The 22484-nt window shown below is 45.5% G+C and carries 17 protein-coding genes; 10 read left to right on the top strand and 7 right to left on the bottom strand.

Annotated features, from left to right (window positions below; all coding sequences use genetic code 11):
- Window positions 1-60 precede the first annotated feature (60 nt).
- Window positions 61-744 (top strand): DUF4290 domain-containing protein, encoded by a 684-nt coding sequence (locus PBAL39_RS17690; RefSeq protein WP_008244053.1) that lies wholly within the window; start codon window positions 61-63, stop codon window positions 742-744.
- Between the two features lie 39 nt (window positions 745-783).
- Window positions 784-2109 (top strand): UDP-N-acetylglucosamine 1-carboxyvinyltransferase, encoded by a 1326-nt coding sequence (gene murA, locus PBAL39_RS17685; RefSeq protein ID WP_008244051.1) that lies wholly within the window; start codon window positions 784-786, stop codon window positions 2107-2109.
- A gap of 116 nt (window positions 2110-2225) precedes the next feature.
- Here murA and PBAL39_RS17680 read toward each other — a convergent pair whose 3' ends face one another.
- The 4 genes from PBAL39_RS17680 to PBAL39_RS17660 all read right to left on the bottom strand — a co-directional run bounded on the left by PBAL39_RS17680 (window position 2226) and on the right by PBAL39_RS17660 (window position 7085).
- Window positions 2226-3587, bottom strand: a complete 1362-nt coding sequence (locus PBAL39_RS17680) for a pyridoxal-phosphate dependent enzyme (RefSeq protein WP_008244050.1) — start codon at window positions 3585-3587, stop codon at window positions 2226-2228.
- Window positions 3588-3741: 154 nt separating this feature from the next.
- On the bottom strand, window positions 3742-4833 hold the full coding sequence (gene dprA, locus PBAL39_RS17675; protein ID WP_369750747.1) for a DNA-processing protein DprA: 1092 nt from the start codon (window positions 4831-4833) through the stop codon (window positions 3742-3744).
- Between the two features lie 507 nt (window positions 4834-5340).
- A complete protein-coding gene (gene rsmG, locus PBAL39_RS17665; RefSeq protein ID WP_008244047.1) occupies window positions 5341-5973 on the bottom strand; it encodes a 16S rRNA (guanine(527)-N(7))-methyltransferase RsmG in 633 nt (210 codons plus the stop codon).
- A complete protein-coding gene (locus tag PBAL39_RS17660; protein WP_157274088.1) occupies window positions 5964-7085 on the bottom strand; it encodes a glycosyltransferase in 1122 nt (373 codons plus the stop codon). Before PBAL39_RS17660 ends, rsmG begins: the two co-directional genes overlap by 10 nt.
- A 130-nt stretch (window positions 7086-7215) precedes the next feature.
- On the opposite strand from PBAL39_RS17660, the gene tgt reads away from it, so the two are divergent.
- From tgt to PBAL39_RS17625, 5 genes are all read left to right on the top strand, one after another.
- Window positions 7216-8346, top strand: coding sequence for a tRNA guanosine(34) transglycosylase Tgt (gene tgt, locus PBAL39_RS17655; RefSeq protein ID WP_008244045.1), 1131 nt, complete (start codon window positions 7216-7218; stop codon window positions 8344-8346).
- Complete coding sequence (locus PBAL39_RS17650) at window positions 8347-9450, top strand: LptF/LptG family permease (RefSeq protein ID WP_008244044.1); 1104 nt, start codon at window positions 8347-8349, stop codon at window positions 9448-9450.
- 2 nt (window positions 9451-9452) lie between these two features.
- On the top strand, window positions 9453-10355 hold the full coding sequence (locus tag PBAL39_RS17645) for a DMT family transporter (RefSeq protein ID WP_008244043.1): 903 nt from the start codon (window positions 9453-9455) through the stop codon (window positions 10353-10355).
- 2081 nt (window positions 10356-12436) lie between these two features.
- A complete protein-coding gene (locus PBAL39_RS17630; RefSeq protein WP_008244038.1) occupies window positions 12437-15250 on the top strand; it encodes a hypothetical protein in 2814 nt (937 codons plus the stop codon).
- Between the two features lie 3 nt (window positions 15251-15253).
- Window positions 15254-15535 (top strand): LapA family protein, encoded by a 282-nt coding sequence (locus tag PBAL39_RS17625; protein ID WP_008244037.1) that lies wholly within the window; start codon window positions 15254-15256, stop codon window positions 15533-15535.
- Here PBAL39_RS17625 and metZ read toward each other — a convergent pair.
- Genes metZ through ispE form a run of 3 tightly spaced genes read right to left on the bottom strand, consistent with a single transcriptional unit; the run spans window position 15528 to window position 17925 of the window.
- A complete protein-coding gene (gene metZ, locus PBAL39_RS17620) occupies window positions 15528-16694 on the bottom strand; it encodes an O-succinylhomoserine sulfhydrylase (RefSeq protein ID WP_008244036.1) in 1167 nt (388 codons plus the stop codon). The genes PBAL39_RS17625 and metZ overlap by 8 nt on opposite strands.
- A gap of 8 nt (window positions 16695-16702) precedes the next feature.
- The gene (locus tag PBAL39_RS17615; protein ID WP_008244034.1) at window positions 16703-17116 is read right to left on the bottom strand and encodes an OsmC family protein; all 414 of its coding nucleotides are present in this window, start codon (window positions 17114-17116) and stop codon (window positions 16703-16705) included.
- Window positions 17117-17121: 5 nt separating this feature from the next.
- Window positions 17122-17925, bottom strand: a complete 804-nt coding sequence (gene ispE, locus PBAL39_RS17610; protein ID WP_008244033.1) for a 4-(cytidine 5'-diphospho)-2-C-methyl-D-erythritol kinase — start codon at window positions 17923-17925, stop codon at window positions 17122-17124.
- Window positions 17926-18073: 148 nt separating this feature from the next.
- On the opposite strand from ispE, the gene PBAL39_RS17605 reads away from it, so the two are divergent.
- The 3 genes from PBAL39_RS17605 (at window position 18074) to secDF (ending at window position 22427) form a co-directional block, all read left to right on the top strand.
- Complete coding sequence (locus tag PBAL39_RS17605) at window positions 18074-18868, top strand: thymidylate synthase (protein WP_008244031.1); 795 nt, start codon at window positions 18074-18076, stop codon at window positions 18866-18868.
- Window positions 18865-19350 (top strand): dihydrofolate reductase, encoded by a 486-nt coding sequence (locus PBAL39_RS17600; RefSeq protein ID WP_008244029.1) that lies wholly within the window; start codon window positions 18865-18867, stop codon window positions 19348-19350. The genes PBAL39_RS17605 and PBAL39_RS17600 overlap by 4 nt, the downstream gene beginning before the upstream one ends.
- Before the next feature lie 113 nt (window positions 19351-19463).
- Window positions 19464-22427: a protein translocase subunit SecDF gene (gene secDF / locus PBAL39_RS17595; protein ID WP_008244028.1), complete on the top strand. Its 2964-nt coding sequence runs from the start codon at window positions 19464-19466 to the stop codon at window positions 22425-22427.
- Window positions 22428-22484: the final 57 nt, after the last annotated feature.

Below are 22484 nucleotides of genomic sequence, written 5' to 3'. Positions count from 1 at the left end.
AGGGCCCGGTCCTGCACAGGGGACTAAGCAAAAAAGAATTAAAAGTATTAAAGTATACAGATGAATTTCGATTACAATACCACAAGAAATGAGCTCATTCTGGCCGAGTATGGCCGAAATGTACAAAACATGGTGAAGTACATTATCGAGCTGCCAGATCTTGAAGAGCGCAACAAATATGCGCAGGCGGTGATAGACCTGATGGGCTTTTTAAACCCTCACCTGCGTGATGTGGCTGATTTTAAGCATAAACTTTGGGATCACCTGCACATCATTTCAGGATACAAGATTGATGTAGACAGTCCTTATCCGAAACCTACTCCGGAGGCAGCATTGGTAAAACCGGAGCACATTGGCTATCCGCAGCAAAGGATCACCTATAAACACTATGGCAAAACTGTAGAGGTGATGATTGAAAAAGCGAAAGCAGTAGAGGAACCTGAGCGCAGGGCAGCGATGGTGCAGGGCATTGCCAACTTCATGAAGATGGCCTACGTGACCTGGAACAAAGACAGTGTAGCTGATGAAACCATCCTTAAAAACCTGCGTGAACTATCTGGCGGACAGCTGCAACTCGACGACAATGTAAATCTGGCCAAAGTAGAATTTAAACCAGTGGTGACCCGTCCTGCCAACACCAACAACCGCGGCAGAAACAACAATAACAACAAAGGACGTCAGAACAATAACAACAACAACAACCGTCCCCAACGCAACAATAACAACGCTAAGCAAAGACACTAATTCTTACCAATCTTATATACTACACAGCTTAATACAAACATGAACGCATTTGAAATCATTGGCGGAAAAAAGTTAAAAGGCGAAATTCATCCCCAGGGTGCCAAAAATGAGGCCCTGCAAATCATATCGGCAGTATTGCTGACAGAAGAGAAAATCACCATCAGCAATATCCCTGATATAAAAGATGTAAATAAACTAATCGAACTGCTTGGCGATCTTGGTGTGACTGTTGAGCGCATCAATAAGGATACCTATACTTTCGAAGCGAAAAACATCAACCTTGAATTTTTCCAGTCTGAAATCTTCAAGTCTAAAGGAGGTAGCCTCCGAGGCTCAATTATGATCGTTGGGCCATTGCTTGCACGATTTGGAAAAGCAGCCATCCCTAAACCGGGAGGTGATAAGATCGGACGCAGAAGATTGGATACCCACTTCCTGGGATTCGAGAAGCTGGGTGCTAAATTCGTATACGACCCTAAGAAAGAATTTTTTAACGTTGATGCGACCAACCTGCGTGGCGCTTACATCCTGATGGATGAGGCTTCCGTAACGGGTACGGCAAACATTGTCATGACTGCGGTGATGGCGAAAGGCACAACGACCATTTATAATGCTGCCTGTGAGCCTTATTTACAGCAGCTATGCAAGATGCTGAACCGCATGGGTGCGAAGATCAGCGGCGTAGGTTCTAACCTCCTGACCATTGAAGGTGTGGAGAAACTGGGCGGTACAGAACACCGGATGTTACCGGATATGATTGAAATTGGCTCTTTCATTGGCCTTGCTGCCATGACCGAGTCGGAGATCACCATCAAAAATGTATGTTACCAGGAGCTGGGCATCATCCCCGAAGTATTCAGAAAGCTGGGTATCAAGTTTGAGCTGAAAGGTGATGACATCTATATCCCTTCTCAGAAACACTATGTAATTGAGTCATTTATCGACGGATCGATGCTGACCATTGCAGATTCACCCTGGCCAGGCTTCACCCCTGACCTGCTTAGCATTGTGCTGGTAGTGGCCACACAAGCAAAAGGATCAGTATTGATCCACCAGAAAATGTTCGAAAGCAGGCTGTTTTTTGTCGACAAGCTGATTGACATGGGTGCACAGATCATCCTTTGTGATCCGCATCGTGCCACAGTAAACGGCATCAACAAGGACTATAAGTTACGTGGTATCAGCATGACCTCTCCGGACATCCGTGCCGGCGTATCCCTGCTGATTGCGGCTTTATCCGCAGAGGGTAAGTCGACCATCTTCAACATAGAACAGATTGAGCGCGGTTACCAGGATATAGACACACGTTTACGTGCTTTGGGTGCTCAGATTACGCGTGTGGAAGTCTCGGCTCCAAGTCACTAATCAACACAAACCGTAACCGAATTAATGAGCTACAATACAAAAGCTCAGAACATAAAAAAGTCCCGGAGCACATCCGGGACTTTTCTTTATCACAGCACACATGCAAGCTCAGGAGCTTAACCTGAGATCGCATTGATGATGTCATACTGTGTAATGATTTCAATTTTACCCTGCTCATCTTCGACCAACACCGCACTGTTCTCTTTATTGATGAGTGAAGAAATGCGGTCTATCGACGTATTGAGGTCTACAAAGGGGAAAGTCGGCGACATGATTTCTTTCACCGGGGCCGATTTCAGGGCTGGGTTTTCAAGGAGTGCTTTAAGGATATCCCCTTCAGCAAGCTTGCCCACCACCATTCCCTGTTGGGTCACTGGAATTTGTGAAATGTTCAGCGTATTCATATTATTAATGGCTTCCAGGATTGTTTTCTCGCAATCAATGGTAATGATTTCGGTGCTTTCCTTTTTGGCGATGATCGACTTGGCTGTCAGTTTCTGATCCTTCAGGAATCCACGTTCCCTGAGCCAGTCTTCATTATACATTTTACCCATATAGCGGCTGCCATGGTCATGGAAGATGACCACCACGATATCTTCAGGCTTCAGTTTATCTTTCAATTGAAGCAGTCCGGCAATGGCAGATCCGGCAGAATTACCTACGAAGATCCCCTCTTTGCGGGCGATATCGCGTGTCATGAGTGCCGCATCCTTGTCGGTCACCTTTTCAAAGAGGTCAATGATGTCAAAATCCACGTTTTTAGGAAGGAAGTCTTCACCAATCCCTTCAGTGATGTAAGGGTAGATTTCATTTTTATCAAGAATGCCAGTTTCCTTATATTTCTTAAACACGGAGCCATACGTATCTATTCCCCAAACTTTGATATCAGGATTCTGCTCTTTCAGATATCTACCTGTACCAGAGATTGTTCCACCCGTACCCACACCTACCACCAGGTGTGTGATCTTACCCTCTGTCTGGGCCCATATTTCAGGGCCTGTCTGTTCATAATGCGCCTGAGAGTTGGCAAGGTTATCATATTGATTGGGTTTCCAGGAGTTGGGTACCTCACGTTCCAGTCGGGAAGATACCGAGTAGTAAGACCTTGGGTCTTCAGGTTCCACATTTGTGGGGCATACGATGACTTCCGCACCAAATGCGCGCAGCGCATCTACCTTCTCCTTAGATTGCTTGTCGGTTGTCGTAAAAATACATTTATAACCTTTGATGATGGCGGCCATGGCCAGTCCCATCCCGGTATTTCCGGACGTCCCTTCGATGATTGTGCCTCCCGGTTTCAGCTTTCCGCTTCGCTCGGCATCTTCAATCATCTTGATGGCCATACGGTCTTTGATGGAGTTTCCAGGGTTGGTGGTTTCCACTTTAGCCAGTACCGTTGCCGGAATGTCTTTCGTAATGTTATTCAATTTTACCAGTGGCGTATTGCCGATGGTTTCCAAAATGTTATTGTACCACATAAAGCAAAAATACAAAATGTAGCTAAGAATTCTATTTACAAATAAATATTCAAAATATAATATCGAAAAAGAAACACAAACAAAATAACATTTTAACCTAGTAACCCAATAGATTTAATAACAATCTTTTATAAGGCAAAAAATAAAATCAGTGTCAGGAAATGCGGTAACTTTTTCCGGGGAGGGCTGTGATCAGGCCATTCATTTCCAGGTTTAGCAGATGGAGTACAATTTTACTTTGCGGAAGCGCAATTTTGAGGGCAATCTGATCAATATCCAGCGGTCCCTTAGCGAGGCAGCCCATCAACGATTGTTCCTCAGGCAGCAAATCCAGGGGAAGCTGTACCTGCGTCGCTTTGGCTTTCTCCACTGACCTTGTAGGCTGCCAGCCCAGGTTATGTATCAGATCTTCCGCGCAGCTGATGAGTCCTGCCTGGTTCGTTTTAATGAGGAAATTGCATCCCGAGGAGCTGCGATCCGTTGTCCTTCCAGGAAAAGCATATACATCCCGGGCATAAGAATTGGCAATATCCGCGGTAATGAGCGCCCCACCCTTTGCCGCCGCTTCCACAACAATGGTTGCATCAGTCATCCCCGCAATGATCCTGTTTCTTTTAGGAAAGTTCTCTTTTTCAGGACTGGTAAACAGCGGAAACTCAGTAATCAGGCCACCATCAGCAATCATCTTCTGTGCAACGCCAAAGTGTCCGGAGGGATAAATGCGGTCCAGGCCATGCGCGAGTACCCCAATGGTCGGAACATTAGCATTCAGGCTTTCCTGGTGGGCTGCGATGTCAATGCCATAAGCCATACCGCTGACAATAGTCACATCATAAGGCGCCAGGGCTACTGCAAGCTCCCTGCAGATTTGCCGCCCATACTCCGTCGCGTTCCGGGTGCCGACCACACTAATCATTCTCGGCCTGTTGAGGTTTGCATTCCCCTTGTAATACAGCAATACCGGCGCATCATCGCAATTTCTAAGACGCTTTGGATAATCATCATCCGTATAAAACAGTACCCGAACCCCATTCCGCCCAATAAAAGCCATTTGCTGTTCCGCAATCCGGAAAGAAGCCTTACTTAAAATCTCCCTGGCAGTCAGCATCCCGACCCCGGGCACCTCCATCAGCTCCTCCCTACTGGCTTCGAATATCCGTTCCGGGCTTCCAAAATGGCTTAATAAAGCCTTAGCCGTAACATGTCCTACATTTTTTATCAGCGTTAACGCAATCTTTTTAATCATACCCATAAGCTAACCTATAGCTTATTGCGCAACAAAACCAAACTAAAAAGAAAAACATTTTAACACAAGAAACGTCCAAATGCCTCCTAACAAGCACACAACACAATCAGACTACCCTGAAAACTTTCAAAATAAAAACCAGCTGTACTGCATCCCCCTTAAAGATACAAAACAAAAGACCTGCTGTACTTTATCCCCTTTTAATACACAAAGCGAAAAACCAGCTGTACTGCACATCCCCCTTAAACATACAAAACAAAAGACCTGTGCATTTTAATCCCCTCTTATATACAAAAAAAGACCAGCTGCACCGGATACACGAAAAAAAACCAGCTATACCCCATTCCCTTTTTAACCACCTTGCCTTTGTCTGGAGAGAGATTGTGCCGGTTGCAAAAAAAGTTCAAATTCCTTTGAACACATCCAAATATTCGCCCTTCAGCGAAGATTTGAGGATGAAAAGGAGTTTGAACTTTTTTTATTTACAACTTTTGAACGGAATGTTATTTAGCAGGGGATATAAACGACATATTTTGTCTCAAAAAAATCTTCCTCAAAATATTCCGACAGCGGGTATAGTTCCGCTTTAAGTTTAGTTTCGGCGATTTCTTCAGTGAGGTCTCCCCCTTTAAGGTATAGAATACCATTAGGGATGGCATTTTTGGAGTCTTTTTTAAACTTGCCTTTCACCCACGGATAGAAGTCGATGAGTCGTGTTACCGCCCTTGAGACGACGAAATCATACTTTTCCATTACCTGTTCCGCTCTCAGATGACTGGCTTTTACGTTGTTGAGGCCCAGGCCGGCAGCCACTTCAGTAACTACTTTAATCTTCTTTCCAATAGAATCGACCAGGTGGAACTGAGTCTCAGGGAACAGGATAGCAAGAGGAATCCCTGGGAATCCGCCGCCGGTACCCACATCAAGGACAGTTTCTCCAGGCTTGAAGGAACAGAATTTGGCGATCCCAAGGGAGTGTAGGACATGCCGGATGTAAAGTTCATCGATATCTTTCCTGGAGATGACATTGATCTGGGCATTCCAAAAGCTATACAGTTCGTACAGCTGACCAAACTGCTCCAGTTGCTGGGCAGTCAGGTCTTTAAAATATTTTTGTATTAAGGATGAGTTTATTTCCACTTTACTTTTTTAACAAATATAGACAGAAAGCCATTAAACATAAGGAAAATGAACAATAGAATGTCCAGGATCGGGAAAAACCAGCGCAGGTCACCATAGTTCAGGCGCTTGAGGATGCGGGGATAGATGAAGCAGCGGATGACGATGCTGAGCAACAGGATTACCGCAGTAGGGAATAACAAGGTTTTAATACAGAAAGCTGCAGCCAGAAAAGCATAAAAGAGAAACTGGAAGATGATCTGTGTAGAAAGGATGAACTTATGTTTGCGCTTATAGAGCTTACCGGCACCGAAATGTCTCTTTTTCTGACGCAGGTAGGCGAAAAAACTCGTATTCGGTTCCGACCATACATGTGCCTCCTTATTGATCCTGATGGCGGTATTTGTGGGATTGGCATTTGCATTTACAAAAAGATCATCATCACCAGAAGGGATGTGCATGTGTGCTGCGAAGCCCTTATTTTTAAAGAAAAGCGACTTTTTATAGGCCATATTACGGCCAACACCCATGTAGGGCATTCCCTTAATGGCATAAGAAAGATAGTTGACCGCAGTAAAGAACGTTTCAAACCTGATGAGCGCATTGAGAAGACCCCATTTTTTAAGATATGGAGAGTACCCAAGGACGATCGCAATCTGATCATCAGCAGGCGCCTGCATCCCAAGAAGCCAGTTTTCCGATGCCGGCACGCAATCTGCATCAGTAAATACCAGCCACTCGTTGCTTGCTGCTTTGATTCCCATGGTGGCAGCGAACTTCTTTCCGGCGATAAACTTTTCCCCTTCAGAGATCGTCACGACTTTGAGTCGTTTATCTTGTTTGGCAAACTCTTCCAGAAGTTCGCGGGTACCATCCCAGGAACGGTCATTTACGACAACCACTTCAAAGTCAGGATAATTCTGTGCCATTACCTGCGGCAGGTAGCGCTTTAGGTTTTCCGCCTCATTGCGGGCGCAGATGACGACGCTCAGGGGTTTCAGGGCAGTCTGAGGAACCTCTTCCACGGTATATCGGGCAAGTCTGAGGTGCACAAATAGGCTGAAATAAAGTTGAATAAGGAAGCAAAAGATCAATGAGCCGAGCAAGCAACTCTCTATTAAGGTTAATTCCACGATGTAATTTTGTAGGCGCCAAATTTCTGATTTTTAATCTGTAATGTATGTTATTGTTGATAAAAATTTAAGCCCGTTAATCGCGCGAATTTTCCTATTTTTGGCAGATTTTAGTGGAGCATACAGATTTATGAAATTTACCTTAGCGGCAAAAGATACACATTCGAAGGCAAGAGCCGGCGTAGTTACAACCGATCACGGAGACATTCAGACTCCTATATTTATGCCGGTAGGCACCGCCGGAACGGTGAAAGCTGTGCATCAGCGCGAGCTTAAGGAAGACATTGATGCCAAAATCATCCTTGGAAACACCTACCACTTATACCTTAGACCGGGACTTGACATCATTGAACAGGGCGGCGGATTACATAAATTTATAGGCTGGGACCGTCCCATTCTTACGGATAGCGGAGGTTACCAGGTCTATTCACTGAGTAAAGTAAGAAAGATTAAGGAAGAAGGCGTGACTTTCCGCTCGCACATCGACGGATCCAAACACCTGTTTACGCCTGAATATGTGATGGACATCCAGCGTACCATTGGTGCAGACATCATCATGGCATTTGATGAATGTACCCCTTATCCATGCGACTATAAATATGCGGCCAACTCCATCAATATGACGCACCGCTGGTTAAAACGCTGCTGTGCCCGTTTTGACAGCACTACCCCTAAATACGGATTCGACCAGACGTTATTCCCTATCGTTCAGGGATCAGTTTATAAAGACCTCAGGATGAAGTCTGCAGAGTTTATTGCCAGCATGGACCGTGAGGGAAATGCCATTGGCGGACTGTCTGTAGGGGAGCCTGCGGAGGAGATGTACGCTATGACGGAGGTCGTATGCAACATACTTCCAGACGAGAAACCGCGTTATCTAATGGGCGTGGGAACGCCGATCAACATCCTTGAAAACATTGCATTGGGTATTGATATGTTCGACTGTGTAATGCCTACAAGGAATGCCCGCAACGGCATGCTTTTCACCAGGAATGGCATCATCAACATCGGTAACAAGAAGTGGGAGAACGACTTCTCGCCTATTGACGCAGACAGCGACCTTCATGCCGATCAGGTGTATTCAAAAGCATATTTGAGACATCTGATGCACTCTAAGGAGATGCTGGGCGCGCAGATTGCCACCTTACACAACCTTCATTTTTACCTGTGGCTGGTAAAAACTGCGAGAGAAAAGATCATCAGCGGTGAGTTTTACGCCTGGAAGAACAAAATGGTCACTATATTAGGTAACAAATTATAGATGAATCTAATCAAGGGAAGAATAAAGATTATTGACTGGTACATCATCAGCAAGTATCTGGGTACGTTTTTATATACGCTGACACTCTTTGTAGTGATCATTGTGATATTTGACTTATCCGAGAAGCTGGACGATTTCCTGAGCAACAACCTTACATTCTGGCAGGTGGTATCGCTATATTATGCGGGATCCATCCCCTTTTACGTGAACATGCTTTCACCGCTGATCAACTTCATTGCAGTAATTTTCTTTACCGCAAAGATGGCTGACCAGACGGAAATTGTGCCGATATTAAGCGGTGGAGTGAGCTTTAACCGCTTTCTGCTGCCTTATTTCATCTCCGCATCGATCATCTTTGCAGCAAACCTGGGTGCCAATCTCTATGTGTTGCCATACACCAACACCCTTAAAAACACGTTTGAAAACACATACGTAAAGAAAAATGACCCAAGCAGCAAAAGCGACATCCATATGAAGCTTGATGCACGCACCTATATATATATGCGTAGCTTCGACAATAAGAATAAAACAGGAGCTCAATTTTCATTAGACAACTTCAACGGGGATGAAATGACCCGCAAGATTGTCGCCGATGAGATCAAATGGGACTCCCTGAAACGGTCATGGAAGCTCACAAACTACTCCATCCGGGACATCAAGGGCCTAAAAGAAACCATGACAAACGGGGCCGGCAAGACGAAGGACACTATACTGGACATGCGCCCTGACGATTTCTCTGCCTATGATAACATCTTTGAAAACCTATCCAATCAGGAGCTATCGGACAAAATCAAAAAGGAAAAAATAAGAGGTTCAGGTATCATGAATGACCTACTTTTTGAGCGGTACAAACGGTATCTGCACCCACTTTCAGCGTATGTACTAACCTTGATTGGCGTAGCCTTATCGTCCAGAAAGGTACGTGGAGGCGTAGGCTTACCCCTGGGAATAGGCATCCTGCTGAGTTTTACCTATATCGTATTTAATCAATTTGCGAAAATGTTCTCACTGAAAGGCGAGTTTCCGCCGCTTCTCGCGGTGCTGATGCCCACCATTATCTTCGGAATCCTTGGCTTTTATCTCTTGAAGAAGGCCCCAAAATAGCCATGAACATTACCAATTCACCCGATGCTTCAGTCACCAAAAGAAACCTGCTGATCCTCCATTTCACGGTTTTTATCTGGGGATTTACCGGGATCTTAGGCGCATTAATTTCAATAAACGCCATACAACTCGTGTGGTACCGGGTACTGATTGCGACCTCGACATTACTGCTTTATTTTCTTTTCAGCAAGACCAGCTTACGTGTTTCCAGGCGCCAGCTTATCCAATTTATCCTTACCGGAAGCATTGTGGCCATCCATTGGATCCTGTTTTTTCATGCCATAAAGGTGTCAACAGTATCGGTTACACTGGTTTGTTTGTCCTCTTTCACACTTTTTACCGCAATATTAGAGCCTCTGATCAAGAAAAAAAAGATTCTGATACCAGATGTCGTAATTGGGCTTGTGATCATTCTAGGCATCTATTTGATCTTTAAATTCGAATCACAGTATACATGGGGTATCATTTTAGGCCTTTCGTCGGCCTTAGCCTCCAGTTTATTCTCCATCATCAACTCCACATTGGTACAGAAAAGTGAGCCCAAAATCATTGGATTTTATGAGATGGCTGGTGCTTTTTTCTGGATTTCGCTATACCGTTTATTCGATCATTCCTTACTTTCAGAAACCTTTACATTGGCTGTAAATGACTGGATCTGGCTGATGATTCTAGGCACCATATGCACTGCTTTGGCCTACGTCGCAGGGGTGTCTGTGATGCGCACTTTGTCCGCATTTCGCGTAGCACTTATCACCAATCTGGAACCCGTTTATGGGGTCCTGATGGCCTTCATTTTCTTCGGCACAAAGGAGCAAATGTCGCTCGGTTTTTACCTCGGCGCCACCCTGATTATCGGCTCAGTTTTCGGCTATCCCATCTACAAAAAGCGACGGAATCTGAACTGATTTATTGCCGGTTCAGGGCTTAGAATTGCTACATCATCAACCCCCAAAATACACCTTTATCTGTGATGATTTACCATATATTTTCAATGCATTTCACAGACTCCTATAGCTATCAGATACAGGCTTCAGCTCCTTGTATTTGCTGCCAAAAACCAGCTGATCAGAAAGATTAAAACAATCGAATCCACCAGAGATTTCACACCTGAAAAACTTCCAAAAAACCCCCTCACTGAACAAAAAAAAAGCGGCAGTACATCATAAACATCCCAGCTAAGGGCAAAGAAAACTGTAGAAATGGCTTGGTATTTCCACCTATAAAATCCAACCAGACCAACACATTCCCCTATTGCAAAAGAAGCCAAAACTCAATTTATTTTGGCCTCGACGGCGCATAAAAAAGCAGTATTCTCCATCAGAAACATCAACTAGAACAAATGGGAAAGAAGCGGGTGCGGAGACCTAAAAAAACCGTCAAAAACAAGGAGCCACCACTCAAAAAAATGCCATCCAGGATAAGAAAAAAGACGCCAGAGAAGCTTAAAAAGAGCTCATAAAACCACCCGATGCAGGGAAGAAGCGCCTTAAAAAACAGAAAAACATCCGCAAAACCACATTAAAAAGTCTGACATACACACTCAAAAAAGGACAAGACTGAGTGTTCGGAAACAAAATAAGAAGACCGGAAATCATTTTTTATGCTCAAATATCAAGCAATCTATCCCCTACTAAAGCATCAGATCTATCAGAGAATAGAGCGAAAAAAGGTAAGAAGTTGCCTGACATTCACCTGGAGGATAAATAAATCTTCGACATTTTGTGACCTTCAAATCGAAAACCAGGACAGAAAACGACGCCTACAAAGAATAAAAACCTTACTACGACCAACACCAGATTCCCGGATCTGGTATAAAAAGTCGGATCATAAACGGTGGGAAAATTCTTACCCCCCCTTTTGTCTCTTAGAAAAACCATCGGAGCGAGCATTAAAAGTTATATAATCATTACAAAAAATAAGCAAAACAGGCTCCTAAAATTATTAAATCCGGGTGAAAAAAGTAGTCTATAAGACACAACAAATTAGAAAGAAAAGGATACTTCAGGACGAAAAAGAGCATTAAACCGCAAGGTCAAACCGTCATTACAATGAGAAAAAACCAAGGCAAAAAAACAGTATTGTCACAGCAATCAGCAAAAAAACATCAACTCATCAAACTGAAATAGCTTACATTTTAAGTGCAATCCCCCTCCATCTTCGGGTAAAAAAGCGCTAACTCCGACGCCCAAAATCACATAATTCCAGGACCAAAAATCCTCGGAAATTTCCCGAATTCCGCATCAAAACTGCAACCGAGTCACCTTAAAAAAAGAGACAACAAGTCGAGAAAACTGAGTAAAAAGACCAAAACCCATCGACAAATGCCATGCAAAAACACGGTAAAACCCGACTGATCACAAGCAAAAAAACTGAGGAAAAAGACTCAAATGCAAATTAAAAAACACTTCCAAAGTTGCCAGACAGCGAGGTAAAAAAGAACCACAAACCAGCACAGAACGCTAAACTAAAACGCAGCAAAAGCAGCACAAAAACCACCCCTAAAAATCAGAAAACAGCGTCGAAATATACCCTCCAAAAACTTCAAAAAAGCAATCAAACTCAGCGCTAACCGGACAAAAAAAACCTGAATTTAACGATAAAAACCTGAAGAAATTCAGGATCATTTCTTCATAAAATCTCCCAATATTGATGCAAAAACAATTAGGGTAGGGGTAAAGAAAAGCTCAAAAATTATGTTACATTTGACATACCACAACGGTGAAACGGTTGTTTCTGGCTTGATATTTATTGATGAATTAGTGTATTTAATGTAATACTTGAGCTAACATCAAGCATTGTGCACGAGAAGGTACTGAAAGGAGCTAAATAAATCCATTAAACATAAAAAACAGTTAAACCAGTCTAGCAATACAAAACACAATAATATCAGTAAATCAATTACTTACAATCATTAACTAAAATATGTAATTAATTAAAATCATAAACTACAAAAACGAAATACTAATTATTTTAGCAAGCGTAATTAATGAGTCTATATAACAAAAACAAAAAACTGATAATCAGCATTATAACATCATCAGCATTAAGTTTAATTTCACATCATGCTGCTGCACAGATTTTCAATGCAGAACAAAACCCACTTAGTGTAAAATGGAGGCAGATCAATGCTTCAGGCTTCCAGATCATCTATCCCCAGGAGATGGAAAAAGAGGCACAGCGAATGACCAATACCATCCGGCACATCTACCCTTATGTCGGCGCAAGCATCGGCCGGGGGGAAACGACTATCCCCATCCTGCTGCAGAACCGTGGCGTAGTGGCCAACGGCTTCGTCCAGTTGGGACCAAAAAAATCCGAGTTTTACACCACCCCCCCGCAGCAGTTTGACAGCCAGGATTGGCTCAACAACCTGGCGGTGCATGAGCTCCGTCATGTAGCCCAATTTGACAAGCTCACAAGCGGTCGCCCGAAGCCCTTTCCGGAGGAGGTTTACCTGGCCTGGTTTGGGGCCAGTATCCCCATCTGGTTTTTCGAGGGAGACGCTGTCAGTACCGAGACTGCACTTACGCATGCGGGACGCGGCAGACAGCCCTCATGGATCATGCCTTACCGGACGCAACTGCTCGAAGGAAAAAGCTACAGTTACAGCAAGCAGAACTTCGGATCGCAGAAAGACCTTACCCCCGGGTACTACCAGTTCGGCTACCTGATGAGTGCCAACATCCGGGCGCAGCAGGGCCGGTCAGTTTTCGACAGTGTGCTGACCGACATTCAGCGCCGGCCCTTCCGGCCTTACCCTTTTTCCGGAAGCCTGAAAAAGTTTAGTGGCAAGGGAAGTCAGGAGTGGTTCCGCAATACAACCGAGGTACTCAAGAAAGAGTGGGCACGTCAGGCATCCGAAATGAACACGACCGACTATCCGGCATTGAACGGGAAGTCAACTGTGGCCACGAGTTACTTCCTTCCGGTCAGGCTGGAAGACGGAGCACTGCTCAGCCTGAAACAGAGCAAGGATGCTGCACCACATTTTGTCCGGATTGATGCCGACCAGAAGGAAAGCAACATCATCGGCATTGGCCCCCAGGAACAGCCCTGGTTCAGCTACGCTAATGGCATCATCGTATGGGATGAAATCCGCTACGATCCGAGGTATCGTCAGCGGAGTTACAGTATCATCTGCAGCTACGACATGAAGTACAAAAAGATGAAGAAGCTGAGCTCCAAAAGCAGGCTCTTCTCCCCTTCACTTTCTGCTGACGGAAAAACTATTGTTGCCGTGCAGATCGGCCTCGACAACCAAAGCAATCTGGTGGAGCTCGACGCTGCCAGCGGCACCATCACCCACACCTACCCAAACCCGTACAACCTCATCCTTCAGACCCCCGCTTTCAGGACCGACAAAAACCAGGTGGTCTTCGTTGCCGTGAGCGAAGCCGGCAAGTCGCTCATGACGGTAGAACGTTCCGGCAAAATGACACAGATCATCGCAGCCTCCAACCAGCAGTTGAGCAGACCAATTTATGTTTCCCAGGGAATCGCATTTAACGCTCACTACAACGGTATCGATAACATTTACTACATAGTACCTGGCGAGCAAAAGATAAGCGCTCTGAGCGCTTCTAAATACGGCGCTTTCAACGCGACTCCAACTGCCGACCAGCAGCACATCGTTTTCAACAATTACAGCCTCGGCGGATATGAGATTGCGCAAAGCCAGATAGTCCCCGGACCGATAGGTAAAGCAGGCTTTGTCTACTTCGGTGAGGAGACCGAAAAACAGGAGAATACAGGCAACGTATTTGACCACATTCCAGACAGCACATTTACCTCCAAACCTTACCATGACCTGCAGCATCTTTTCAGGGTCCACTCCATCGTGCCGGTCTTCGAAGACGAGTACCGTGGAGGGCTGCAGCTGAACTCTGACAACCTGCTCAATACGATGAGCACTTTTGCCGGCGTCAACTACTACCGGGACCTCGGCCGGTTTGAGTATGAGGGTGGCTTCATCTTCAAGAAGCTTTACCCCATCATCAGCACCACCTACCGCAACCGCCCGCGCCAGACCTACTACGCGGCCGACGACGGAAGGATCGTCAACGGCGAATGGCGCGAGCACAATGTCGAGCTTGAAGCTTCTGTCCCATTGAATTTCAATGCCGGCGACCACAACTACGGGTTCAGCTTCAGGACCTCCACCAGTTACACCCGGAGGTACCTCGCTGAGCAGATGCCAGAAAATTACATTACAAGCCTTAAATTTCCGCTGGAGTATCAACTGACCATGAGTCATACGAAACGCGTTTCTGAGCGAGATATAGCGCCCAAATGGGGACAAATCCTTCGACTCAGTTACCTGCATCAGCCTTTTGATCCGCAGCTTCCCGGCAACCTGTTCTCAGCGGAGGCTTTCGCCTACTTTCCGGGAGTTGCCAGAAACCACTCTCTGCTGGTGAATTTCAATTATCAGGAGAGCTCCGGCATCAGGGCGTACGACAGGCAGATCAATGCGGTGTATGGTTACAGCAACATCCCCGCATACAGCCTCCTGAAAAACACCCTGCTGCTGAACTACCGTTTCCCGATTGCCTTTCCGGATCTGGAAGTCGGACCGTTGGGTTACCTCCGCAACGTCAGGGGAACATTGTTCAGCCATTACGAGAACATCGGCAAAGACACCAACATCGGAGAACCCAAAACTTTCGGCTTTGAGCTGCGCAGTGACATCAACCCGCTCCGCTATGATGCACTGATGGAGTTTGGCGCGAGAGTTGTGTTTGTCAACAGAATTTACCATCAAAATCCTATCTTAGAATTAATTTTAAACTTTAGCCTTTAGCTCATGCGCACCAAAACCATTTTTATCATTGCCTTCACCGTGCTCATCACCATTTTCCTGATGATGAATACCGACGCTGTAGATTTCGATTTCATTTTCGTGGAACAGAAAATCTCCAAGCTCGTCGTGATTGGGGTGTGTACTTTTGTGGGATTTATACTGGGATACTGGGCAGGAAGGCCCAAAGTGACAGTGGGTACCTATGACCCAAAATTTGATCCCCGGGATGAGCCCGGGGACCGGAATAAACAGTTGAGCGATGAAGATCGCGATTACATTAGCTGAGTGCCTGACGGATGTCGGCGATGATGTCGTCGATATGCTCCAGTCCGATGGATAAACGGATGGTGCCCTGTTCCACACCCACCTGCAGCCTTTCCTCTTCCGTCAACTTGGAATGGGTACTGGTTGCAGGATGCGTCGCAATAGACCGGGTATCACCCAAGTTTGCCGAAATCGAGAACATCTTCAATTTATCCATGAAGGCGCCTGCAGCCTCAGCACCACCATCGATGGTAAGGGTTACAATACCTCCACCCTGTTTCATTTGTTTCTTAGCGATTTCATACTGAGGATGAGAAGGAAGAAAAGGATACATCACCTTTTTTACCTTTTCCTGTGCCTCCAGGAACTGCGCTACCTTCAGCGCATTTTCGCAATGTCTGTCCATACGCACCGCAAGCGTCTCCAGACTTTTAGAGAGCAACCATGCATTGAAAGGCGACATTGCAGGTCCGCTATGCCTTGCGAAAGCTTCGATCTCCGCAATCAGCTTCTGAGATCCCAGGATCACGCCGCCAAGTGTACGGCCCTGTCCGTCAATAAATTTCGTTGCCGAGTGGATCGAGATATCCGCGCCAAGTTTGATCGGCTGCTGCAGGTAAGGTGTTGCAAAACAGTTGTCGACCACCATCAGCACATTGTGCTTCTGCGCCAGCTTTGCCAACCACTCCAGGTCGATGATGTCTATTCCAGGGTTTGATGGTGTTTCCACAAAAATCATCCTTGTATTTTCCTGGATGCCATTTTCCCATTGTGAGGGCTGGTCCAGGTCCGCATAGGTATAGGAAATCCCCCATTTCGGGAAGATGCCGTTGAGCAGCTGGTGTGTAGAACCGAATACCGAGCGACTGGACAGGACATGGTCGCCCGACTTTAGAAAAGCTGCAAAGGTGGTAAAGATTGCAGCCATACCTGTTGCCGTTACCCAACCTGACTCCGCTCCTTCCAGGATGGCCATCTTGTCGATCAGCTCCGACGTGTTCGGATTTGCGTACCTGCTGTAAACATTCCCTTCTTTCTCATTGGCAAACAGCGCCCTCATTTCTTCCGCATCGTCAAACTTGTAACTCGAAGTGAGGTACAGGGGTACAGAATGCTCTTTAAAATGGGTTCTCTCGGCTTGCAAACGGATGGCCAGGGTTTCGAAATTCTCTTCTTGCATTGTAATATCTAGTGAATGGTGTATGTAAAATTGATGGTCGCCGAGCGGCTGATGATGTTGGATACGGAGCAGTACTTCTCAAAAGTAAGGTTCAGTGCCCTTTCCACCTTTTGTTGGTTCAGCGCACCATAAAGGTCAAAGTGAATGTCAATGACATCAAATATCGGAGGCATCTCCTCATCTCTTCTGCTGGCATTGATGCGGATCTTCACATCATCAAGAGGTTCTTTTTGCTTTGTGAGTACATTGACCATGTCTATGCCACTGCATCCGCCCAGGCCGATCAGCAGCATTTCCATCGGCCTGAAGCCTTTACCCTCTCCACCGATCTCCGCTTTTGCATCGAGTTCCACTTTGAATCCGGTACTATTTTCGGCCTCAAAATTAAATTTATCGTTTTTTCTAATCAGGTTGATTTCCATATTCCTTAAACGTTATAAAACACTTTATTGTCCATTTCAAGCTCCCGAAGACTGACTGGTTGTCTGAAGATGGCAAACACACAGGATCCGCTGCCGCTCATCGCTGCATAATCAGCTCCCAATGCATAGAGTTTGTTCTTCAGGCTTTCGATCTCCGGATACCTGGCAAATACGGAATCTTCAAAATCGTTCTTCAGTACTGCCTTCCACTCAGTTAAAGGCAAATGTATTAAATCTTTTACCGATGTAACAGGGGCGGCGGGTTTTATGCCTGCATAAGCATCTGCGGTAGACACATGTGACGGAGGTTTGACGAGCACGATGAAATAATCTGACAGATCGAGCTCCAGCGGAGAAAATTCATCACCCTTCCCCACAGCATAGGCAGGCTTGTTACGAATAAAAAAGGCACAATCAGCCCCCAGCTGACGCGCATAATCCTCCATACTGTCATCCGACAGGCCAAGATTGAATTTTGTGTTGAGCAGCCGGATCAGGAATGCCGCATCCGCAGAACCACCGCCAAGGCCTGCGCCGATGGGAATATTTTTCAGCAGGCAGATGTGCTGGGGTGGCAGCTGAAAGTCGTCGCTAAGCAATTGATAGGCCTTCATGCACAGGTTATCTGACGCATCCCCCGGGATGTCAATTCCGCTGATGGTACAATGTGTATGCGTTGCGTCGAGGATTTCGATGACGTCATATACTCTAACGGGATAAAAAACCGTTTCCAGGTTATGATATCCGTCGGCACGTTTTTCCGTAACATGCAGTCCGAGGTTGATTTTGGCATTGGCGAATGCAAGCATCTGTGTGTTCTTTTGTCTATCTGCTGCAAACTTACAAAAACGAATGTATATGCCATCCGATATGATTTCAGGATAGCCGGTATTATTTGGAGATACTTAAGCCGGAAATGCTTAATTTTGACGGCGAGCAATCAAGAAGCGCAATTACATGAAACAATATTTAGATTTAATGCAGCATGTGCTTGACCATGGCACACAGAAACACGACCGCACGGGAACGGGAACGATCAGTGTATTCGGGTACCAGATGCGGTTTAACCTTCAGGAAGGTTTCCCGATGGTGACCACCAAGAAGCTGCACCTGAAATCTATCATCCACGAACTGATCTGGTTTCTAAGCGGGGATACCAACATCAAATACCTGAAAGACAACGGCGTGAAGATCTGGGATGAATGGGCAGATGAAAATGGGAACCTGGGTCCTGTTTACGGATCCCAATGGCGCTCATGGCCAACTCCTGACGGCAGGCACATCGACCAGATCAGCCAGATTGTCAATACCATCAAGAACAACCCGGACTCAAGAAGAATTATTGTATCGGCATGGAATGTGGCCGACATTGAGGAGATGGCCCTTCCTCCCTGCCATGCTTTTTTTCAGTTTTATGTGGCCGACGGCAAGCTGAGCTGCCAGCTGTACCAGCGCAGTGCAGACATCTTCCTGGGCGTCCCTTTCAACATTGCTTCTTATGCATTGCTCACCATGATGGTGGCACAGGTATGCGGGTTGGAGTATGGCGACTTTATCCATACTTTCGGCGACGCCCACCTTTACAACAACCACATCGAGCAAGCCAAACTGCAGCTCAGCAGAGACATCAGACCCTTACCGGTGATGGAGATCAACCCAGAGGTTAAAAACCTGCTCGACTTTAAATTTGAAGATTTCACGCTGAAAGGATACGATCCTCATCCGCACATTAAAGGTGCTGTTGCCGTATGATCGTCTCCATCATTGTAGCACTTGCTGAAGACCATGGCATCGGCAGGGACAATCAGCTGCTGTGGCACCTGCCGGCAGACCTGAAGTTTTTTAAAAACACAACCACAGGACATACCATCATCATGGGCAGAAAAACCTACGACTCTATAGGAAGACCGTTACCCAACAGACGTAATATTGTGATTACAAGAAATGCGGCACTGGAGATTCCGGGCGCGGAAGTACTCACCAGCTTAACTGAAGCCATTGCACTTTGCATGGAGGAAAAAGAGGTTTTTGTGATTGGTGGTGCCGAACTTTACAAACACGCGCTCCCACTTGCAAACAGGCTGTATGTCACCCAGGTGGAGGGCAGCTATGAGGCCGACACATTCTTTCCGGAATTTAGTGAGGAAGAATGGCTCGAAACTCATAGGGAAGCGCACCTTCCAGATGAAAAAAATACGGTGGCTTATACATTTATCACGTTCGAACGTAAATAGTTGAGCCCCCTAATAAAAACTTTAATAAGGTGGCCTATTATTTAAAAAAATAATTAGATTTGCCGACTTGTTAAAAAAATATATAGCTATATAGACTAATAATTACAAAACAAATGCAGGGTAAAGGTTTTATTAAATTTATGGCAATACTATTAGGTATTGTCTGTGTGTATTCTCTCTCTTTCAACTTCGTCACTTCGAAGGTTGAAAAAGACGCAAAGACTTACGCTAAGGGAGATCCGGCCAAAGAAAAGGCTTATCTGGATTCCATGGCTACAGTTCAAGTGTATCCTGTATTTGGATATACGTATGCGTTCTGTAAAGGCAAAGAAATCAACCTGGGGCTTGACCTTAAGGGCGGTATGAACGTAACGATGGAGATCTCGTTGGGTGAGCTGGTAAAATCACTGGCAGGAAATACCGATGATGTTAACTTCAACAAAGCACTGTCGGAAGCACAAACAAAATTAAACGCCGGAGGTAAAGACTTCATGGCTTTGTTTGTTTCGGAATATGAAAAACTTTCGCCGAATGGTAAACTGGCAGACTTCTTCGCTAATCAGGACAACGCATCGTTATTAAAACCAAATGCAACCAATGCAGAAGTAAAGACATTCCTTTCAGGACATGCCAACACCGCAATCGACCGTTCGTTCACCATCATCAGAAGCCGTATCGATGGTTTCGGTGTCGTAAGCCCGAACATGCAGAAACAGGAAGGTACCAACCGCATCCTGATCGAGATGCCAGGTGTGCAGGACAAAGAAAGGGTTCATAAATTATTACAAGGATCTGCAGAATTACAGTTCTGGCAGGTATACAACAACGAAGAGGTGTACTCTACCATGGAGAACATCAACAAAACGTTGGCTTCAGTATTAAAAGTTACTGCACCTGCTGCTACTGCTGCTGCCGGAACTGACACTGCTGCAAAATCTGAAAGTAAACTTGCCGGCCTGGCGAAATCTACAGACAGCAAAGATTCTGCTGCTGTAAAAACTCAGGAGCTTGCAAAATCCAACCCATTGTTCGCTGTATTGAACATCCCTACTTATCAGGCTGAAAACGGACAGACTTCATTGCGTCCGGGTCCGGTTGTTGGATGGGTAGCGCAAAAAGATACGGCTAAGGTGAACGCTTTCTTCGCAAGACCGGAGATCGCATCGATCATTCCACACAGCTTCAAATTCATGTGGGGTGTTAAACCAATGGAAACGGGTGTTGCCGGCGGAGCTAAGATTTTCGAATTGTATGCCATCAAGGTAACCTCTACTGATGGTAAACCCGATCTTGGTGGTGCTGCGATCAGCAATGCACGTGCGGACTACGATCAGAAAGGTCGCCCGGAAGTAACGATGTACATGACCGGCGACGGCGCTGCGAAGTGGAAAGGCATTACTGCTGCAGCATCTGCTGATGCGAGCAATAAAAAAGCAATCGCTATTGTTCTGGACAACATGGTGTACTCTGCGCCTACTGTTCAAAATGAAATCCCTAACGGTATCTCTTCCATCACTGGTAGCTTCACTGTAAATGATACACAGGATTTGGCCAACATCCTTAAAGCTGGTCAGCTTCCTGCACCTGCAAGAATCGTTGGTGAGTTCGTTGTCGGTCCATCACTGGGTCAGGAAGCGATTCACAATGGTTTACTTTCATTCGTCCTTGCGTTTGTCGTGATCCTCATCTTCATGGCGCTGTACTACAACAAAGCCGGATGGGTAGCTAACCTTGCATTGGTGATCAACTTATTCTTCATCATGGGTATCCTGGTTTCACTGGGCGCCGTACTGACATTGCCTGGTATCGCAGGTATCGTACTCGTTATCGGTTTATCGGTGGATGCGAACATCCTGATCTTCGAACGTGTGCGTGAAGAGCTTACCCTGGGTAAACCTACACCGTTGGCGATCAAAGAAGGATTTAAACATGCGATGTCGTCCATCATTGACTCCAACGTAACAGTATTGGTATTGGGTGTGATCCTTTACATCTTCGGTTCAGGACCTGTGCAGGGTTTTGCAACGACACTTTGTATCGGTATCCTTTCCTCACTGTTCTGCGCAGTATTGATCTCCCGTCTGGTATTTGATTACCTGATTGAGAGAAAATCTGACATCACTTTCGGTAACAAAATGACAATCCATGCATTCAAAAACATGGCCTTCAACTTTGTTGGACACAGAAAAGTATATTACACCATTTCATCAATAATCATCGTTCTTGGTTTCATCTTCTATTTCAAAAATGGCGGACTGAACCTGGGTATCGACTTTAAAGGAGGAAGAACCTATATCGTTCACTTCGATAAAGACATGGAGACTGAAGATGTAAAAGCAAAGCTTGACGGCGTTTTTACAGAGTCAGAAACCATCGTTAAAACTGCTGGTGCAAACAATGAATTAAAAATCACCACTACTTACCACATCACTGATCAGGAGACTACTGCCGACAAACTGGTGGAAGATGCCCTGAAAAGCGGATTGGAAAAAACTGGCGTAAAATATACCATTGAAAGTAATGAGAAGGTAGGACCAATCATTGCGAGTGACATCGTTTACGGTGCTTACGGTGCAATCTTGTTCTCCTGCTTAGTGATGTTCATCTACATCGTTGTGAGGTTTAAGAAACTGAACTACGGTCTTGGTGCGGTAATCGCCTTATTCCACGACGTATTACTGGTACTTTCATTCTACACCATCCTGGATGGCGTACTTCCATTCTCTTTGGAGATCGGACAGGATTTCATCGCTGCGATCCTGACGGTAATGGGTTATACCATGACGGAGACAGTAGTTGTGTTTGACCGTATCCGTGAGAAACTTGCAGAGAGCGGTAAAGAAGATACACATGGCGAAGCCCGCAATACATTGATCAACTTTGCCTTGAACAGTACCTTAAGCCGTACCATCCTGACTTCATTGACAGTATTCTTTGTATTATTGGTGATCTTCATCTTCGGAGGTGCCAGCATCAGAGGATTTATCTTCGCCCTGTTGATCGGACGTATCATCGGTACTTACTCGTCACTATGTATTTCTACCCCTATCGTAATCGATCTGGGTAAGAAAAAATAAGTTGACGAACATATTATAAATGAAAGGCACCCTTTTTGGGTGCCTTTTTGTTTGTTA

Source organism: Pedobacter sp. BAL39, from assembly GCF_000170795.1.
GTDB lineage: Bacteria > Bacteroidota > Bacteroidia > Sphingobacteriales > Sphingobacteriaceae > Pedobacter.
This window is presented reverse-complemented; position numbering and strand designations above follow the sequence as displayed.

Excerpts from the sequence above, each read along its gene's own strand:
- PBAL39_RS17690 (WP_008244053.1), top strand. The coding sequence starts at position 61 with ATGAATTTCGATTACAATACCACAAGAAATGAGCTCATTCTGGCCGAG.
- murA (WP_008244051.1), top strand. The coding sequence starts at position 784 with ATGAACGCATTTGAAATCATTGGCGGAAAAAAGTTAAAAGGCGAAATT.
- PBAL39_RS17680 (WP_008244050.1), bottom strand. The coding sequence starts at position 3,587 with ATGTGGTACAATAACATTTTGGAAACCATCGGCAATACGCCACTGGTA.
- dprA (WP_369750747.1), bottom strand. The coding sequence starts at position 4,833 with ATGATTAAAAAGATTGCGTTAACGCTGATAAAAAATGTAGGACATGTT.
- tgt (WP_008244045.1), top strand. The coding sequence starts at position 7,216 with ATGAAATTTACCTTAGCGGCAAAAGATACACATTCGAAGGCAAGAGCC.
- PBAL39_RS17650 (WP_008244044.1), top strand. The coding sequence starts at position 8,347 with ATGAATCTAATCAAGGGAAGAATAAAGATTATTGACTGGTACATCATC.
- PBAL39_RS17645 (WP_008244043.1), top strand. The coding sequence starts at position 9,453 with ATGAACATTACCAATTCACCCGATGCTTCAGTCACCAAAAGAAACCTG.
- PBAL39_RS17630 (WP_008244038.1), top strand. The coding sequence starts at position 12,437 with ATGAGTCTATATAACAAAAACAAAAAACTGATAATCAGCATTATAACA.
- PBAL39_RS17625 (WP_008244037.1), top strand. The coding sequence starts at position 15,254 with ATGCGCACCAAAACCATTTTTATCATTGCCTTCACCGTGCTCATCACC.
- metZ (WP_008244036.1), bottom strand. The coding sequence starts at position 16,694 with ATGCAAGAAGAGAATTTCGAAACCCTGGCCATCCGTTTGCAAGCCGAG.
- PBAL39_RS17615 (WP_008244034.1), bottom strand. The coding sequence starts at position 17,116 with ATGGAAATCAACCTGATTAGAAAAAACGATAAATTTAATTTTGAGGCC.
- ispE (WP_008244033.1), bottom strand. The coding sequence starts at position 17,925 with ATGCTTGCATTCGCCAATGCCAAAATCAACCTCGGACTGCATGTTACG.
- PBAL39_RS17605 (WP_008244031.1), top strand. The coding sequence starts at position 18,074 with ATGAAACAATATTTAGATTTAATGCAGCATGTGCTTGACCATGGCACA.
- PBAL39_RS17600 (WP_008244029.1), top strand. The coding sequence starts at position 18,865 with ATGATCGTCTCCATCATTGTAGCACTTGCTGAAGACCATGGCATCGGC.
- secDF (WP_008244028.1), top strand. The coding sequence starts at position 19,464 with ATGCAGGGTAAAGGTTTTATTAAATTTATGGCAATACTATTAGGTATT.